The following is a 19108-nucleotide window of genomic DNA, read 5'->3' on the forward strand; positions in this document are numbered from 1 at the left end:
ATATGCAGTGGATTAATACTTGGTGGGAAGTTTTTTCCAATCCTTGCCGATATAGTTCTTGTCGGCATCCACTGCGATAAGCACACGGTCATTGCCTGCGCCGTGACCACCGTCATACTGGAAAGGTATGACCTTGCTGTCAAACTCGCCGATATATTCAAGTGCGCCGTCTTTCGGATCATACCACCATGCGTTTTTCTTCTTTCCTGAAATCTTGGTGAAATCGATTTCCATCGGGCGGTTGGTGTAGTTGTAGACAAGGAGATAGTCATTGCCCCGGGTGGCTATGAGACGGTCGTAGCGAGTTCCGTTCTCACCGGCGATAATGCTCTGGTCGGGGACACGTTCGAAGAACGGGAAGGCAAGAATAAGATTCTTGAGATGCTTCATCTGATTGAAACCGGGGTCTTTCATTCCTTCATACCAAGTCTTGGTAGCACCATAGCCACCGACATTGGCAGGCTTGAGCATCTGCATGATAGAGTTGTGGCCGTATGTATGGCCGAAAGCACCTGCGAAAACAGCCCAGTAGGCATAACGACGTACATCGGGGGCTTTCCACCAAGGCTGTGAGGGATCATGGAGACCATGGGGAATCTCTTCATAGGACGGCTCGGCATCAAAGATAGGTTTGCGGGGCTTCATGGCAAGACCTGCTTCGACATAACGCCAGTTGTCCTCGGCCTGTGCTGCCTGTGCGGTGTCGTCGCCGTCACCACGCACTTGGTCATAACGGCGGTGACCGCTCTGGAACATGTTGAAATCAAGCCATTCGGCATTATGAAACCAGTTGATTGACGATGTACGACCGAAAGGATGATAGCTCATGAGATGGTTCTTGTCAATCGACTTGATTGTACGGGCCATTGCATTCCACTGGTCAGGATTGATGTCGCCCTTGACATCGCCACCCATCACCCAGATGATGTTAGGAGAATCCTTGTAGCGCTCGGCGAGGAACTTTCCGTATGCCTTGGCATCGTCAACGCTCATGAGTCCGGCTTTCACGAGACCGCCCCAGATGGGAACCATCGCGATATAGATACCCTGATTTTCGGCCTGCTTGATTATATAGTCCATGTGATCCCAGTAGCCGTAGACACCCTTCTTGTTGATTTCAGAGAAGTCCCAGCCGTCAGGATTCGAAAGTTGTCCGTAGAAATTGATTGCAGGCACACCGTTGATGGTCTGCACCTGCACCACATTGTAGCCTGCTTCACGGCAACCGTTCAGATAGTAGGAAGCTTCGGAGCGGTCAAGACGTTCGGGCAGAAGCCAACCGGTCTCTCCCATCCAAAAGAAAGGAGTGCCGTTTTCATGCTGAAGATAAGTACCGTTGTCGGAGACACGTAATTTTCCATTGTCCCAAGGCTTATAGACTTTCTTCACGGGGTCCTGTGCATAAACGCTTGACATTGCCGCAATGAAGAGACAGATGAATAAGCTTAATTTTTTCATGATTCGCTGGTTTATTATTCGTTATTTTAGATTATTCAATTGATGATTGAGGCCGGAGCGAAAATATTGCCGACGAAATTGCAGGGACGGTCTTTAAAACGCCTCCATCCACAAGGCCGTAGCCTCATGGACGGAATTAACGTTGATTTTGATTGATGCAACTGATTGACGCTGACGATGTTTTTTAAAGCGTCCCTGCAAAGACGTCACATAGTTCAATTATCACTTTCCGAACAGAGTGTAGGTCTCGCCTGCTTTTGTCGGAAGATCGTAAAGATAGGTTTTCTTCAGCTCAACAGGATTAAGCTTCGCATCAGGACTGATAATCGGTGCGAGACCGTCGTTGACAGCAAACAGCGCATTGCCATTCTCGCCTTTGGCCGATTTGAGCCCCTTGCCCTTGATTGGAGTCAGTGTGCGCAGACGGCAATTTCCTCCGATGGTCGATTTGATGGTCACTTTTTCAATGCGTCCGTTTTTCCATGACATGTCTATCACAAAACCTCCACGTGACACGAGACCGGTGACTTCACCGTCGGGCCATACCGATGGAAGTGCCGGAAGAAGATAGATAAATCCATCGTGGCTTTGCATGAGCATTTCGGCTATACCGGCTACACATCCGAAATTACCGTCGATCTGGAACGGCGGGTGAGCATCGAAGAAGTTGGGATATGTTCCGCCTTTCTTCTTTTCGTTGCGCACGAGTGTCAGCTGGTCGGTTATCAGTTTATAGGCATGGTCGCCGTCGAGCATTCGCGCCCACAGACACACCTTCCATCCCATGCTCCATCCGGTTGAAGGGTCTCCGCGGTGGATGAGCGATGTGCGCGCCGCATCGAAGAGCTCGGGAGTGCGGAAGGGAGAAATCTGGTTGGCAGGATACATGCCATAGAGATGCGAGACATGACGGTGGTTGTCTTGGGGATTATCCCAGTCGCCCATCCATTCCTGAAGCTGTCCCCACTTGCCGATGCGCATCGGTGAGATTTCATTCACACGGATTTTAAGACGGTCGGCAAACTCCTTGTCGGTATCGAGGATGGTAGCAGCTGTGATGATATTGTTCCAAAGTTCGGTGACGAGCTGATTGTCCATCGTAGTTCCGGCTGTTGTGGTCGCGTTGTGGCCTTTGGGGGCATTTTCAGGAGAGTTGCTCGGAGCGACCACGAGCATGCCGCTCTGAGGTTCATAGACCATTGTGGCATCAAAGAACTCTCCCGCACCCTTCATGATGGGATATGCCTCACGGAGAAATTCGATGTCGCCTGTGTGGAGATAGTGTTCCCACAGATGACGGCAGAGCCATGCGCCGCCACTCATCCACATGCCAGAGGGAGCATTGTCGATAGAACCTGTCACACGCCAGATGTCGGTGTTGTGGTGAAGCACCCAGCCCGGAGCGCCATACATGATTTTGGCAGTCTCTGCTCCAGTCTTGCTCACTTCCTTGATGAGACGGAACAGCGGTTCGTTAAGTTCCGTGAGATTGGTGACCTCTGCAGGCCAGTAGTTCATTTCAAGGTTGATGTTGCAGGTGTATTTGCTATCCCACGACGGGAACATCTTATCGTTCCAGATACCCTGAAGGTTCGCAGCCTGACCGCCGGGCTGGGAACTGCTGACGAGCAGGTAGCGGCCAAACTTGTAGTAGTTGGCCACAAGCTGATTGTCGTGAGTGTCCTTGAAGCGCTCGATGCGAATGTCGGTTGGAACGTCGGCATATTTGTCATCGCCGAGGTCGAGGGTCGAAGTCCCAATCTGCTTCTGATAGAAATCAACATGCTCTTTTTTGGCCTTGTCGTAAGGCTTGGTGAGCGCATTGGCAAGATATTCCTTGCTGCGGGCTTCCTCATCGCCTGAAATATCTGTATAATCGTTGAAGTTTGTGGCGATGGACGTATAGATGACCGCCTCATCGGCATTCTCTACTGAAATCACACCGTCGCGTGACGACATGCGTCCGCCTTTATTGACAGCGGTCGCCCTGCCCTGAAACTCTACTTTGCCTTTGAGCCCCTCGTGATTCGAGCCGACTCCGCTAAGAGTGATGTCGTTGCCCTCGGAGGTAATCATCACATCGGGGTGTGGCGAAGTGAGCGACGCGTTGAATGTCACACTTCCGGGCTTGTCGGCTGTAATTCGGGTGATAACCACCTGATCCGGGAAAGAAGTGAATGTCTCACGTGTGAAATTCACACCGTCGACTTTATATTTAACAACCGTGCGAGCCGAATCGAGGCTCAGCTCGCGGTAGTAGTTCTCATAACGTGTATGGCCGGGAAAAGTGATGCGGAGATCGCCGAAAGGCTGATAAGGCATGCCTTGGTTGGTCTTTGACTTGACATGAGCCGTAGCCATGTCCTGAGCCTCGCGATATTTGCCTTCAAACACAAGCTGGCGGATTTTCGGAATCCACTCCAATGCTTCCGGATTGGCATTGTTGTTCGGCTGTCCGGCCCAGATAGTCTCCTCGTTGAGCTGAATCTGCTCAGCTCCGGGATTGCCATAGACCATAGCTCCGAGACGGCCGTTGCCGAGAGGCAACGCCTCAGTCCAGACCTGAGCCGGCTTGTCGTACCATAACTTGTGTTCTTGCGATGCTGAAGCATCAAGCGCCATCATTGCGATTGCGGTAATGATTAGTTGTTTCGAAAGTACTTTCATGGAAGATAATTTTGGGTAAACAAAGATAGTGCTTTTCCTTCATTCCTACAAATCTTATTGTAAAATCATTTTACTGTAATCTACAAGATTATGAGGCAGAAGCAAATTTCAATAGGGTAGCAAGACGACCTTTCGTGACAGGTCTCGGAGCTAAAAGCATTGATTTTAAGTGTATATTTTACACTTTTTGTATTTCAGACCATTCCGTCTCCCCTTCCACATCAATGATTCCCCCCTCTGTAAGTCGTCTTTTACTCTTGCCGCATCCATAATTTTTTAAACTTTTTTCACAACCGGATTGTTTTTATAGCATAGACTTTTACACATTAGACAAGAATCCAGATGTCAGTCACTATCCCGATAAAACCCACCTCAGCATAACCCCCTACGAAAAATGAAAAAATCGAGAATCCGACTTTAAATCAGCTGTGCTTGCTATTGATACCCGTATTTATCGCCTATGCTGTGATGATAATCCAAAAATCTTATCTGACATGGGCTATTGTAATGGCCATTGCATCTGTGGCAGTCTTTGTCATAGCTTCAGTCTATTTTTGCATCCGTCAGAAATGTTACCAACAACTGACCATAATATTATTCGTACTTCTAATATGGGGATTGGTATTCCTGTCAAACCATGCAATATCCTCCATTTGACAGGAAGAAGAGACATCATATAAAAAAATACTCCGCCATAATAGAATCTATTACGACGGAGTATTTTTCATTATAATTCCTATGACTTATTTAGCAAGCTCATTGGCATATACCTCAATCCATGTGTAGCCGTTGCCCGAATCCTTTGCTGAGTCGGTCGGGTCGTTGGGATTGAGACCATGTTTCTTCTCCCATGCGTCGGGCAGACCGTCGTTGTCGCTGTCAACGCGGGGTTTACCCTTGTATTCGGGAAGTCCGCCAACCTGACGCGGGTCGGTGATAATACCGTTTTTATAAGAGTCGGAAGGCAGACGGCGCTTCACGTAGGGAGTGGAGCAGGTGTACTTGTCGGCATCCTTCTCATAAATAGCCTTGCCGGTCTTCACGGTCTTGATGACACGCGCGTCGACGGCATCACGCTTGGGCTTGGTAGCACCGGCATTCTTAAGCACATATTCATAGGCGGGAGCGGTCTCCATAATGGTCACATCGGCCATAGGGAAAGGAGCGTCGGCCTTAAGCTCTGCAATGCGCTCAGAAGGCACAGGACCATTGTAGATCTGCACACCTCCGGCCCAGTTGTCGGCAGTCACCTTGTCGTTGCCCCACACCTTGTTGCCGCTGACATAGGCCTTGCCAAACTTGTCTTTGAAAGCCTTGTCGCGTCCGGCTTCCATCTTGACAATGCGGTAGCGGATGGGAGCGTCAGCCGAATTGGTTTCGGTGATAGGTCCGGGCTTGAAGTTGTTGTTGATGATGTTGAGACGGCTTGTGTGGTCACCGCCATCGACCGAACGATTCCACCAGTTGTAGGTTACGTTGTTGATGAAGTTGAAATCTTCATCCATGCCGATTGAGCAGTTACGCGAGATGTTTGATGCGAAAAGGTTGCGTGCAAAGGTGCTGTTGTGGCCACCGATAGTCGCACCGAAGGCATGGTTATAGAGGTCAAGCGCCTCGGAGAAAATCGAGTTCTGGATTGTGATATTGACAGTCGGGAGCTTCTCGCCTTTGCCTGTCTCCGGATTGCGGTTGTAGACGTGACGGTAGATCGACATGTTTTCGTCAAGACCCCATGAACCCGACACATGATCGAGGATTATGTTGCCCACGGCATTGCCACCGAGAGCGTCGTCACGGAAAGCGACATCCTGAGCACCACGGCGGAAGCGCATGTGGCGGATAATCACGTCGTGAGTGTCAATGAGGAATGATGCACCGGTCACGCAGACACCGTCGCCGGGAGCTGTCTGACCGAGTATGGTGATGTAGGGCGCGCGGACAGTGATGGGAGAGTTCAGTTTGATGACACCTGCGACATTAAACACGATTGTGCGCGCTCCACCCTTCTCACAGGCCTCACGAAGAGTGCCGGGGCCACTGTCGGCAAGCGATGTCACGACATACACCTTGCCGCCGCGTCCGCCGGGAGTATAAGCACCGCCACCTTCAGCACCGGGAAAGGCCACGATGTCGGCTTTTATAAGGTCCTCAGGCTTCGATGCCCACGGACGGTATGGACGGCCGTTCTCGGCCTCCTCTTTCATCACTATCGGATAGGCCTCAGCCCAAGCCTTGTCGGAATGGGCATCCCATTCTGCCTCCTGACGGGCTGCACGGGCCTTGATTGAATCAGGAATTGTAGGATACTGGGCAGCTATGTCCATCGTTGCCATAGCCGCAAGTACTATCACTGCTGTTTTCTTCATATCTTTATACATGTTTCTATAAGATTCTTATTTCTGAATGCCGAATTCTTGCTGCTGCAGGTCGACTTCCTCAAGGATTTTACGCTTCTCTTCTTCTGACAGTGAGGGAGCATTCACATCGGTATTCTGACGCTTAATCGACGCACCGGCCTTGCGCTGGTCGCTATAGAGAGCGGGGATAGCCGCCGGAACACTCTCTATCTCGAGTTCAGCAGGTGTCGGAGCATGAGTTCCGGGAGCTTCTACGCGGGCCTTTATCTTGATTTTGCCCGGAGTGCGGGTCGAACGGATGAGCACGGGAGCTGAGCCCCACTCCACCGGACGCGGATTGGCATGGATGGAGGCATCCCCGATAATCTCGCCTTCGCCCTCAACCTCAAACACGATGTTTTCCTTGGCCAGACGACGCACATTGCCATTGTCGTCTGTAACCTCGGCAACCACGACTATAAAATCAGAACCGTCGGCCACAAGGGGTTTGCCTTCCCAGTCGGCATAGAGACGGAGTTTGGTCGAACGTCGCGAAGGCATCTTCCTCTCGGTCGCAACGACCTTGCCGTCGACTATACCCTCGGCCACCATATTGACAGCCTGCCAGTTCTTATTTGTATAGCTATAGTTACGTGCTTCCCAGAAGTCCCATACATTTTCGAAGACCACAGGAGCTGACGGCATTCCGCCTTCACGGTGAATCACCGGGAGAGTCCAAGACTTCGCTCCGTCGTAGATTGAGAGACGCACAGAGTCACAGTTGCTGAACACGACAACGTCGGGGTCTGAGAACTGTGTCATTTCGTGCATAATATAGACCATCGGACCTGACTCGGCTGTCGGGTGCTTGAGGTCGTGGGATGTCTGACTGCGGAACATGTGGTAGGCATACTTTGGCTGACGGAACGCGTCGTAGATGCCTCCCCAGTATGGATCGGGGTGATAGCCACGCTGATGGTCAAACGGATGCCACTGAGCGCCACCGATAAATTTGCCAGTAGTGCGATAGAGACCGTCGTAGGTCTTGGCAAGTGAAAGCGCCTGCACCTTCATCGGGCGCTCGCCCCAGCTGCGCGATGCACGGTTGTCGTTGTTGTGGGCATACCAGTCATCGACATTCTCGCCAAATTCACGGGTGAAGATGTTCTGACGCGGAGCATCGGCCTTTTCATCGTCGCCGGGCCAGCCATAGACGAGATCATAGTTTTCCTTTACGCCCGCAGAGTGCATGTCGGCAGCGGCAATCGGGCGTCCCGGATAGGGATATTCATCCTTGGTGATCTGAAGCGCTTCGAGCGAGAAGTTTTCGGGATAGCGTGTCTCGTTGAGAATTGGTTCCCACATCAGCACCGAGGGATGGTTGCGGTCGCGACGGATGATTTCGCGGGTATTCTGATGGACTTTCTCGGCAAATTTTGGGTCTTTGTTCCAGAACTGCCATCCGGGTGTAGCCACGATGACAAACATTCCGAGTTCGTCGCAGGCATCCATAAACGAGGGGTCTTGCGGATAGTGAGCCACACGGATAATACGGCAGCCTGCGTCACGCAGGCGTTTTGCGTCGCGCCATTGCTGCGAATTAGGGACAGCGTTGCCCACATAGGCAAAATCCTGATGACGGTTTGCTCCGACAAGCTGACCGAAAGGCTTGCCATTGAGGATGAAGCCTTTGTCGCCGTCAAACTCGAAATAGCGTATGCCGACACGTGTCGCGCCTCCGTCAACAGTTTCTTTACCATCCTTGACACGCGACTCTATGCGATAGAGCGTGGGGCTGTCGGGACTCCACAGCTGCGGATTCCTGACATGGAATGTCTGTGCGACAGTCTTGGTCTGACCGGGCTTTAGCGTAATGGCAGAGTTGCTGATTTTCTGGATAAGCTTGCCTTCGGGGTCTATCAGCGAGGTCTCGACATAGACCTTACGCGACTTATCGCCACTGTTGGCTACGTCGGTATTGACAATCACATCGGCGCTCTTGTCGGAAACCTTGTCGAAATGCACAAAGACTCCACCGCCAGCCACTCGGTTGGCCTCGACGGCATCGGTTATGGCAACCGGCGATTTGGCTATCATCCACACGTCGCGATAGATGCCGCCATGATAGGCAAAGTCGAGCGAGTGCTGCGGTTTTCCGGGAGGGAAACTCTTGTCGTCGCTATTGTCGGCCATCACGGCAACCACACAGCTGTCGCCGGGCTGCACACCGGCCTCGGTGAGCGAGATTGTGACCGGAAGATAACCTCCGAAATTAGCCTTGACCTCCTTGCCGTTGACAAAGAATTTCTGTTTGCCCATGACGGCCTCGAAGTGAAGCGCCACATCCTTTCCTTTGGTATCAGCAGGCATCACGAAATGTTTGCGATACCACGCCACACCCTGATAGTTGCGACATCCGCTCCCTTCGGCCGGAAGCAGCTCTACGGTGTGGGGAGTCGACACGACTTCCCATTTGGAATCGTCAAGCCCGACGGCCTGTCCGTCGGCCACGTCGCCAAGATGGTAGCGCCAGCCGTTATTGAAGTCATAGACCTGTCGGCCGGAATCCTCTATCGGAAAAAATCCGGCAACAGAAATCTCCTGCGGTGTCACCTTGTCCGAGGCGACAGCCACGGACGGAAGGAGCAGGAATGATAGGATAGTTGCAAGTATTTTCATGTTACAAGTCATTTTTTATTTCAGTTCTGTTGGCAAAACTATGTCGGCGGCACGTTCGGCCGGAGTCACGACAAGTTTCGTTAGTTTCCCGCCTTTCAACTCAGCTTCGACAGTAGTGTTTGCCGGAGCATGAAGCTTGAAACTGATGTCGCGGCTTAACGGCCACGCCGGGAAGAGATGGATTTCATCACCGTTGGTCTGCATGAGCATTTCCTGTAGCCCGATCATGGCACTTCCACCCCAGTTGTGGTCAGGAGTCCAGTCGTATCCCGGCCCGAAGAAAGCAGGGAAACGATGAGAACCATTGGCCCACTTCTGCGAGTTGAGTTCAAAAGCCTCGTCGGTAAGCCCCAGACATGCAGCCCAGATGTTGTCCTGCTTCCAGCCCGTGGTCGAGCGGAAACGCAATGCATCGGGGTCATAGAGATAGGTGTTGCGGGCAATATCTAGATGCGAGCTGTCACTGACGGTCGCTCCATAGAAGCGCCACGGCCAGACGGGATAGAGCTGAGGAGTCTCCACGTTGTTTATTCGCTCCCATGTCTTGGCCGGAGAAATCATAATATGTCCGTCAAGATAGCGGTGAGGAATCTCAGGAATACTCCCGAGGAGTGTATTCCACTTTGCGACAGCAGTATCGCCCTGCGATTTGAGATAACCGATATAGTCGCCTGTCACTCTCCGCAGGGCAGCGACAGTCGATGAGGCATTGTTGGTCATCTTGTAGGTTTCGCAACCCGAACCGGGGAAAAGTATGAGTTTCCCATCGCCGTCAAGGCTCTTGCTTCCACGACGCGAGGCGAGATAGCGGTAATGCTCGTCGAAAAAAGTCAGCGAACTTTCAATCAGCGGACGGTAGGCCGAAATGTCAGTCCCGGCATAGCGCGCGCTTTCAAGCATCATCTGGCAGAATTCGAGCACAGTGTCCCACTCATATTCGAGCCATGCGTTGTATTCGACACCGGGGTCGGCGTATGCCGGACGTTTAGTGCCATACTCCATCATGTTTGGCAGACCGAACAATTCAATCTGCTCGGCGAAGCATGCCCCGTCGTGATTCCAATAGACACGCGACCTCAGTTCTGCATTCGAGAGCATGCGGTTATAAAAATCAAACTGAGGCTTCATCATGTCAAAATCACCGCTTTTGAGCATCGGCCAATAGACCAGACGCTGATTTTGCGCTGTCATCGTGCCACCACCCCAATTACGATAGTCGGGCGTGAATGTCTCGGTTGCCTTGACATGATGCGGGTCAAACGTGAAAAGTCCGCCATTGAACTTTGTCGGTTCTGCACCGTAGGCGTTACATCCGAGCATATAGCGGAAGAGCGTATAGTTCTGAGCCATACGGCCGACAACAGAGTCGGCATCCGTCGGCGAGGCTATGTAGCTGCGCTTCCAGTAGTCGCGCCACCATCCGCGCGATTTGGTTCGGTCGTCGCGGAGTCTGACAGAGCGCTCAAGGCTTTCAAGCGCATCCTGCCACTCGTCAACAGAGGTCTGAGCGTTGTGGAGGCTGATGGTGAAATCAAACTTCTTCGCAGGCTTGGCGGCGGTGAAATTCCATGAGCGGAAATCAGTGCCGTCATATACGCCATCGCTGACACCGGTAAACCGCAGGTTGTCGCCTTTCAGACGACCACCTGAAATCAGTCCGGCAAGCGGATTCCACAGCTGTGACTTGACTGAATCGAGACCTTCGCGGGTCACCGTAACGTCAAACACCGTAGTCTCAGGATTGCGGTGGAAGAAGGTGACTTCGCGCTCACCAGCCTTGATTGAATCGCGGGTCGTGACGAGATTTTTTGGCGACGACCATTTCCACGAGTTCTGCCGTCCCTCCCCTTTCTTGAAAGGACGGTCGGCATAGCGCCAGCTTTCATAACTCAACTCAGGCGAGACAGCCTTTGGGCTCTCCACCTCAACGTGAATCACCGGGCGGAACACATCGGCCCACACTGTGACCTTCGAGCCGTTGACCATGAGTTCGCAATAGCCTTCCTCAAGTTTCAGGCGCTGGGAGAACGGAGCTGTCCCGTCGCCGGGTATATGCAAGCGCACACGCCCCTGTTTCAGAAGGGTATTGTTTTCGTCGTATGCACCGCTGCGACTTATGTAAAAAAGCACATCACCGTCCTCGGCCCACAGATTCATCCCGATGTCACCGCCACCCACCGGCATTGAAGCCGATGAGTCGTGGCTCATGCTGTCCCACACATAATCGGCAGGAACATTGGCAGTCATCGTGATGGCTGAGGCCAAAAGGACAGGCAGTAGCACTCGTCTTTTCATAATACAATTATTTTATAGGCTGTTTAAGGCTGATAACCAACCGAATTATTCTTTAATCGGTCTATCGTCAGGCCAGTCATCCGAACGGAACGATGAAACGGGGAGGCCGTCGGTGCTGAACAAATCTCCTTCCGAAGCATTCTCAAACGCATAGCGAACAGCCACAGGATGAGGAACTTTATCGCTCTTCACCATAACTTTACTACGCGATATCCAAGCTTTGGCCGGATGGAACACACGGTCCTCACCGGCAAGCTTAAACTGCTTCGACTCGAAGCTCTGCTTTCCGGCAATCCATTCGGGAGCACGGTCAAAGCTAACAATAACAGTGTCGCCCTTCACCTCCATCGATTTATAGACGGGGCTTTCAGCACCTATGCCCTTGATACCATAAGTCTTGTTGAGAGCAAGAAGCGCAAGACGCTCGCCGGGAATCTGCTTTTTCGGAGGATGGATTCCCTCTGACCAACCGGCGTCCATCAGCACTGCCATGCCTGTATTTGGGACAATATGCTCGACACGTGCCTGAGCCTCGCGAAGATAAGCCGAATTGATAATTTCCTTACCCGGTTCGGTTATAATCGCATAATCATAAGGCGCGATCTGGCAATAATAGAACGGAAACTCACCCTGTCCCCAGAGATTGCGCCACCCCTTTATCATGGTCGAGAACATGTCGGTGTAGGTATGCGCGCGATTCCAGTTGTCCTCGCCCTGATACCAGATGACACCACGCATGGCCATACCGATAAGCGGATTAAGCATGCCTTTGAAAAGCACACTCGGAGTGCGGTTTTTTGAAGGAATCTTGCCATCAACGGCAGGGATTTTAGCTGCTGCTTCCGGAAAGGCCTGAAGCATATCGTCGTTCATCCACGCTTCGCAAGCCGAACCGCCCCATGCCACGACAACAAGACCGACAGGAACATCGAGCATATCCTCTATCTGACGTCCGAAGAAATAGGCCGTGGCACTGAAATTTCTTACACTTTCAGGCGAAGCCTCAGCCCATGAGCCGGTCACATCGTCGACAGGAACGGTTGATGAATTGCGCTTGACGGTAAAAAGACGGATATTAGGGTTACGGCTTTTCAGTGTGGCCATATTCGCACCCTCTACCGGCTGATTCTTAAATCCTTTCATCGGCATCTCCATGTTGCTCTGTCCTGAACAAAGCCACACTTCACCAAGCATCACATTGTTGAGCGTCATGGGGCTACCGTCGCTGACAGTGACGGTATAAGGCCCTCCGGCTGAAGGAGTGGGAATTGTAATTTTCCATTTACCATCTTTCCCGGCTTTTGTTTTGTAGACTTCCGAAGTCCATCCGGGTGTGACAGTAACGGTTGACGATGCCTTGGCTGTGCCCCACATTTTTGCATCGGCATTCTGCTGCATCACCATGTTGTCGCCAAAAAACGCAGGCATCTTGACCTCAGCCTCTGCCATAAGGCCGAGCGTAAGGAAAGCAGCGAGACTTAATCCTTTATACAAGGAACTATTATTGTTTTTCATCTGTGAAATATCTATGTTTTATTTTTCTGAAATCACACTTACCGAGACCGGACCTGTCAGTCCCGCAGGTATCAATGCCGCCTCAGGACGACGATATTTACCGTTTGTCCATATTCCATCGAAAGGAGCTTTGCCGTTATCCGCACCAAGAAGAGCGTTGGCCCATGTGTTGGTGACATCAATCGTAAGATTGTTGCGTCCCTTCTTGACCGCATCGGTAATGTCGACGGTGTAAGGTGCAGTCCAGACTATGCCGCATTCCTTACCGTTGACCTTGACGGTAGCCACATCATACAGACCTTCAAGATTAAGCACCACACGGTCGTCCTTGGAAAATTTCGGAGCTTTGAATGTAGTTGAGTAGACAGCTGTTCCCGAATAATAGCGGATATCATCATCCGACGCGGAAGTCCAGTCAAAGAGTTCCGGACTCTCAACCTTACGACCTGTTGTCTTAAATTCGACTGCCCACTTTGAAGGCTTCAGCACAGTTTTAGTTTCCTTTGTAACAGAAGCCGTCCCTGAAGTCGCATTGGTCGGCTCGCGGAACACGATAAAGCCTGATTCAGCACCGTCAAGATTCATTTTCACATCAGTGCGGCCATTTGCGCTTGTCCAGTCAAGATTCCGGTCAATAGTTCCTGTCATCGGATTCCATAGCTCGGGCACACGGCCTGACACACGGAATGAGGCGGTAAATTCTCTCGGCTGCTCCTCCTGATTCGATATGAAATAGAGGTCAACATTGTCACCGTCATGACGGCGGTGAGTCCACGCCACATTTTCCGGCACGACTACATCGCGTTCGAGACCATAAGCCGAGAAATCATCATTCACATAAGGCAGCTGCGGAACGACTACACCGGCTTTGACCAACTCGGCGACCTTTGCCCTCACCTCAGGGCTGAGTGTCGTGTCGGGCATTAGCGGATGTGCCATCGGGAGCACCAGCACACGGTAAGAAGCACCACCCGGAAGAGTCAGGCGACCGTTTTCAGCCTTTGCCAGACGCAGGAGCGCATCCTTGTTCATTGAATCATAGTTGTAGCCACGCATCGGGTTGACCCATTTTTCAGGGTCGGCCATATTGGCTGAGTGAGAAACACCTACAGGCTTGGTGCGCAGCGGTTGTCCCACGTTGGCCAGACGCACACGCTCGGATTCGACACGTTCAGCACCGAAAATTCCGGGAAGCGATGGCACAAGACGGTCGGGCAACACGGCACGTCGAGGAATCTCCTCGCCGGTAAACACGGCAATGTCAGTCATAGGAGTTCCATATTGCAAAAGAGCCTGCGCACGGCGCATATAGTCGGTAAGACCCTTTCCACCGTCGGCAAACCAAGTGTTGTCGCGTTGGAAAAAGAGACCGATTCCATCGAGAGTCATGCCCGGCTTTTTATCCAGATAAGGATTGTGAGTATTGACGTGATAGAAAATCCTATTGATTCCGAGCGCATAGTTACGGTCAAGGAGTGTCTTGAGCGTGGCAGGTGTCTCGTCCCATGTTCCGCGCAACTCGGTGAATCCCTCTGCCTGAATGATATTCTTGCCATAGACATGACCACCGTGGATAGCGTCGATCATATCGTTGGGCTTGTCATGCGTAGGGCTGTTGAGCCAGAACTCACCCATCGGGAAGTCCACGGCCTGATAGTGCATCATGCCGTCGCTGACCATAGTCGGCGAAACACATTCGGCAGAGAAAAGGCAGTCATATTCTTTTGCCTTCTCGGCAAGGACATCATAGAACACATCGACCACAAGTTCGGCAATAGTAGTGCGGACATCGCGGAGCACCTTCTCAGAAGTAACCACATCGTCGACAGGCACACCGGCAAACAATGGAAGATAAGGCATGATGTCGTAGCCACGGCGACGCTTGAACTCAGCTGCGAAGTTGTCGCTCCAGTTTTGGCTACCGCATTCCCAGCTGTCGACGTGCATATATTTGAGCACTTTTTTGGCAATCTCCGGGTTCGTCTTCACGAATGCCTGGCCAAACCAGTTGTCAAACTGCTTTGCCACTCCTTCCCGGCTGAACTTGTCGACTTCGAGACCCTGACCTGCACCGCCGGTTGCATTAGTGTGGCCGGTCGAGGTATGCCCTATACGCATGATGCGCCACTCACCTTCAGGCAGTGAGGCCGAGAGCGCACCGTTGCGCAACTGAGATGTAAGGTCGATAATCTCCTCTTTTTTCACACACAGTTCAGCCGGAATCTCCGTCGCTGTGGTCTCGGGGGCTACACGCCACACAAGACCGGCCTTGCCTTCCCACTGGTTGAGTTTAGGCTCACCGCTGAGCACAATCTCCTTTATCTTGAGATTGGGTTTCCATTTTGCAGCATCCATATCCTCGTTTCCGGGCTCACTTCCTGCCGGAGTCCAGTCAAAGCGGAAATACTTTGCTTTTGTCGGAGGAATCGCATGCGTGCTCTGGGCATCCGTATTCTGCCAGCCCTGACGCGCAGGCTGCAATTGCTTCACTTCCTGAAAATATTTTCCGTCGTTGCTCGCATAAATTTTCAGACGATGAGCCTGATAATTGTTGCCGGAAAGGATTATCTCGACATTGTCGACATCAACCGGCTCTGAATACTCATACTGTATCCAGCACGGAACAGACGACCGTATCACACCCTTTTCATCAATGTTGACTCCCTTCCCTTGCGGGACTACGGCATCGACATTTCCGACTGTAATTTTAGGTCGTTCCGCAATCTTACGGCCTTTGACCGGCATCGCGAGAATCGCTATATCCTCATAATATCCTTTATAATTTTCAGGTATGGGCAGAATGAGATTCTCGACAGTGCCACCTTTAATAATAGTGTCGGCGGTGACAACTTTCTGCATCGACTCGGCAGGACTTATCCAAGGACCTCCGGCAAGAGCAAAACCGTCGCATATATGCATGCCGAGTTTCAGACCGAGACTGTCGGCAATCTCCATACTGCGGCCGACAAGACGCCACCATTCCGGAGAGAGCTGAGGTGCTTTTCCCTCATACTGCGCTCCGGCCTCGACCGATTTGATCGGCATGAGATACGTTCCGCCCAATCCGACCTGTTTCATGGCTTCAAGATCGGCCTTGATGCCTTCCTCTGTCACCGCGCCATACATCCAATACCAGAAACACCATGGATTGGCCTCGAAAGGTGGATTGGCAAAAGCCCGCTCAAGTGTCGGACCGGCCGACACGTTGAGAGCGAGCATTGCGGTTGCAGATAATAATATGCTGCGTAATTTCATCTATTTATTTTTTAGCTGCGACTATTCGAAATTAAGAAGGATGCGTCCGGTGCGCTGACCTGCGACCCATTTAGGCTGTGACGACGGACCGATAAGGTCGGTTGTGTTGACCTTGTTGCGGACGGGTGGAATCACTTCCATGATTGCAATACCTGTCTTGGGAAGATTGTAGAGGATGTGGTCGCGTCCGTCACGAGGCTCATACACACCGACATAGCTGTCGGGAGTTTCATTGACGATGGTGATAGTTCCGTCCTGAGTCTTGATGTCCATCCAGTCGACATTGGCAAAATAGCCCTTGAATTCGGGATAAGTGAAGCTTTCAGCAGGAATGGGGTCGTTGTAGTCGTTTTCCCACACACCATACTGCGGACCGTGGAGACGGTTTTGCCATACACGGTAAGGACCGTCGCCGACCCAACGCTTGCTGATGACTTTGTTTTCAGGGAAGTCAAACTTCACACCCATGAGGTCGATGACTCCATTGAAATTATAAGCGAAGTCAAGAGCGGCGCTACCGTCGGGGGCGATTGTCCACTTGGCATTGTCGAAGTTTCCAAGCTTATAGTCAGCGGTGACAACAACATCATTGCCTACCTTCTCGGCCTTGATACCGGTGAACTGACCGGCATCATCGAATTCAGTGTATTGGGTTTTCTTCTTCTCGGCTTCCTTATCGTCATGATTATAGAAACCGTCCATCGAACGGTCAGAACGTTTGGCGACTATCACACGCGGGCCATCGGTCAGTTCGATACGACGTCCGTTGACATCGACACCAATGAGACGACCGTTCTTCTTGCTGAAATGATAGGTGCGGTTGTTGGCGCTGACAGTGAGCTCATCGCTTGTCTCGTTCCACGAAGGAGCGACACCCGATTTCGCAGTCTGAGCGGCCTTTGACTTACCCTCAATCTGATGAGACCATGTAAAGAGGTCATCGCCGTAGTTGTCAGTTACGGTAAGTTCGATTGCATCCGCCTCCGGTTTAAGAGTCGGGATGGTTACCGAACCGTTGCTGCGGGCAGGAATATCAGGGAAATTCACCTTGCCTTCGGCAACCACGCGGGCATCGCCCTTTGTTCCGGGAGCAGGCATGGCAAGCTGTCGCCATGTGAGTGAGCAATCCTTGAGATTTGTGAAGTCATAACGGTTTTCGACAGAGAGAGCTCCATCAAAATCAGGAGTGAATTTATCGTTCATTATCTGTATCGGATTCCAGACTTCCTTGACAGTCCAGTAGCTGCCTTCCTTCTCATGGTGAGGGCCGACGATGCCGTCAGCTCCATAGTTGCCGCAGTTGTCGATAAATCCGTCCATATCCACACGCTTGACACCCTCGTCGGCAAGCACCCAGAGGAAGCCACCGGCACAACGGGGATGATTGCGCATCATTTCCCAGTAGTCATAGAGGCCTGCGCCGTGACCTCCGTCATAAAGACCGTGGAGGAATTCGGTAGGCATGAAGATTTCGGGAAGGCGCATGTAGTTCTGGCTTTCGCCATAGGAACGGTAGTGCATTGTCTCGAATCCTCCGAAATTACCCTGCGGATGAAGCACCGGGCGCTTCTGCGGATCATATTTGTGGAATTCGCCGTTGAGTTCGTCGTTCCAGCCCTTTTCATTACCGTTGCTCCACCAGATGATTGAAGGATGGTTGACATCGCGCTCCACCATTTCCTTGACAAGCTTCTGGCCGGTGATGGTTTCGTGCTTGCCGTGCCATCCCGTAAGCTCGTCCATTACATAAAGGCCGAGGGAGTCACAGATTTCATAGAATTCAGGATCGGCAGGATAGTGCGACAGACGCACGGCGTTCATGTTCATCGACTTGATGAGCTTCACGTCTTCAAGATTCATCTGTCGGCTGAGAGTGCGACCGCTTTCAGGGCGGAAGCTGTGACGATTGACACCGCGGATGTTGATTTTCTTGCCATTGATATAAAGGCCATCGCTTTCACGTACTTCGATTGTACGGAAACCGAATTTCTTGTTTTCCTTGTGCAACACTTTGCCTGAAGCGTCGGCAAGAGTGAATTCAGCCTTGTAAAGTTCGGGGGTCTCAGCGCTCCAAGTTTTGGGGGCATCGACTTTTACCTCGACCTGAGTGTCGCCCGCACCGGGACGCAGCGCTGTCACCGACTCACCGACCTTCTTACCATTGCGGTCTGTGATGACAGTAGTGATTTTTCCACCCTCGACAGGCATGCTCAGCGTGCAGTCTGCCGTAAACTTGCCATCGGCCTTCGCATCAATGGCTATATGCTTGAGGTTGAGAGCCGGGCGAGCCTGCATGAAAACAGGACGCCAGATTCCGCCGAAATTCCAGTAGTCGGCACGACGTTCTGAAAGATTGACTCCTGCATTCTCGCTCTCTTTTTCAACCGTCACCTCGATGCGGTTTTTCTTCTTCGGGCCGAAGAACACACGGTCACTCACGTCATAGATGAAACGATAGAAACCGCCCTGATGCTTCGAGCCGGCCTTGCGGCCATTGATGAGCACATATGTGTCGGTCATCGCGGCTTCAAACACAAGCTCGATCTGCTTTCCGCGCCACGACTCCGGGAGTTCGAATTCATATTTATAGATACCTTTTTCATCGGCAACTCCTTCAGGAAAGGCTTTGCCATAAAATTTCATACCATACTGATATGTGCCGAATCCCTGCAATTCCCAGCATGAAGGTACTCCGATTTTCGACCATTTGCCTGAATTATTACCGTCGGTACACATGAAGTCCCATTCGACCATATCGTCTGCACCTGTTCCTGAGAGGTACTGACGCTCGGTGTTCACTGATTGTCCCATCAGCGTCATACCTGCCAGCAATGAGCAGATAGTTACTACAGATTTTTTCATTGTATCGTTAGATTTATTTTTTATTTTCATTAGACTGTGTT

The 19108-nt window shown here is 51.6% G+C and carries 7 protein-coding genes and 1 pseudogene; all 8 read right to left on the reverse strand.

What is annotated here, in order from left to right:
* Positions 1 to 12 precede the first annotated feature (12 nt).
* Positions 13 to 1416, reverse strand: a complete 1404-nt coding sequence (locus tag QZ311_RS04340) for a glycoside hydrolase family 140 protein (protein WP_297064672.1) — start codon at positions 1414 to 1416, stop codon at positions 13 to 15.
* A gap of 264 nt (positions 1417 to 1680) precedes the next feature.
* Positions 1681 to 4083, reverse strand: a complete 2403-nt coding sequence (locus QZ311_RS04345) for a glycoside hydrolase family 95 protein (protein ID WP_297064675.1) — start codon at positions 4081 to 4083, stop codon at positions 1681 to 1683.
* A gap of 800 nt (positions 4084 to 4883) precedes the next feature.
* Positions 4884 to 6491, reverse strand: a pseudogene (locus QZ311_RS04350) (polysaccharide lyase); the annotation flags it as partial.
* Positions 6492 to 6518: 27 nt separating this feature from the next.
* A complete protein-coding gene (locus tag QZ311_RS04355; protein WP_297064463.1) occupies positions 6519 to 9140 on the reverse strand; it encodes a glycoside hydrolase family 2 TIM barrel-domain containing protein in 2622 nt (873 codons plus the stop codon).
* Between the two features lie 15 nt (positions 9141 to 9155).
* Entirely contained in the window at positions 9156 to 11435 is a 2280-nt protein-coding gene (locus QZ311_RS04360) for a DUF5703 domain-containing protein (RefSeq protein ID WP_297064466.1), read from the reverse strand.
* 45 nt (positions 11436 to 11480) lie between these two features.
* The gene (locus QZ311_RS04365; protein ID WP_297064470.1) at positions 11481 to 12950 is read right to left on the reverse strand and encodes a sialate O-acetylesterase; all 1470 of its coding nucleotides are present in this window, start codon (positions 12948 to 12950) and stop codon (positions 11481 to 11483) included.
* 18 nt (positions 12951 to 12968) lie between these two features.
* Positions 12969 to 16169, reverse strand: a complete 3201-nt coding sequence (locus QZ311_RS04370) for a glycosyl hydrolase (protein WP_297064679.1) — start codon at positions 16167 to 16169, stop codon at positions 12969 to 12971.
* A 57-nt stretch (positions 16170 to 16226) separates the two neighbouring features.
* Positions 16227 to 19067 (reverse strand): glycoside hydrolase family 2 TIM barrel-domain containing protein, encoded by a 2841-nt coding sequence (locus QZ311_RS04375; protein WP_297064473.1) that lies wholly within the window; start codon positions 19065 to 19067, stop codon positions 16227 to 16229.
* Positions 19068 to 19108: the final 41 nt, after the last annotated feature.

It is taken from the genome of uncultured Duncaniella sp. (assembly GCF_910578445.1).
Classification (GTDB): domain Bacteria; phylum Bacteroidota; class Bacteroidia; order Bacteroidales; family Muribaculaceae; genus Duncaniella.

What these genes read in the sequence shown, in the direction of transcription:
- QZ311_RS04345 (WP_297064675.1), bottom strand. Translation starts at nt 4,083, where the DNA reads ATGATGGCGCTTGATGCTTCAGCATCGCAAGAACACAAGTTATGGTAC.
- QZ311_RS04340 (WP_297064672.1), bottom strand. Translation starts at nt 1,416, where the DNA reads ATGTCAAGCGTTTATGCACAGGACCCCGTGAAGAAAGTCTATAAGCCT.
- QZ311_RS04370 (WP_297064679.1), bottom strand. Translation starts at nt 16,169, where the DNA reads ATGCTCGCTCTCAACGTGTCGGCCGGTCCGACACTTGAGCGGGCTTTT.
- QZ311_RS04360 (WP_297064466.1), bottom strand. Translation starts at nt 11,435, where the DNA reads ATGAAAAGACGAGTGCTACTGCCTGTCCTTTTGGCCTCAGCCATCACG.
- QZ311_RS04355 (WP_297064463.1), bottom strand. Translation starts at nt 9,140, where the DNA reads ATGAAAATACTTGCAACTATCCTATCATTCCTGCTCCTTCCGTCCGTG.
- QZ311_RS04365 (WP_297064470.1), bottom strand. Translation starts at nt 12,950, where the DNA reads ATGAAAAACAATAATAGTTCCTTGTATAAAGGATTAAGTCTCGCTGCT.
- QZ311_RS04375 (WP_297064473.1), bottom strand. Translation starts at nt 19,067, where the DNA reads ATGAAAAAATCTGTAGTAACTATCTGCTCATTGCTGGCAGGTATGACG.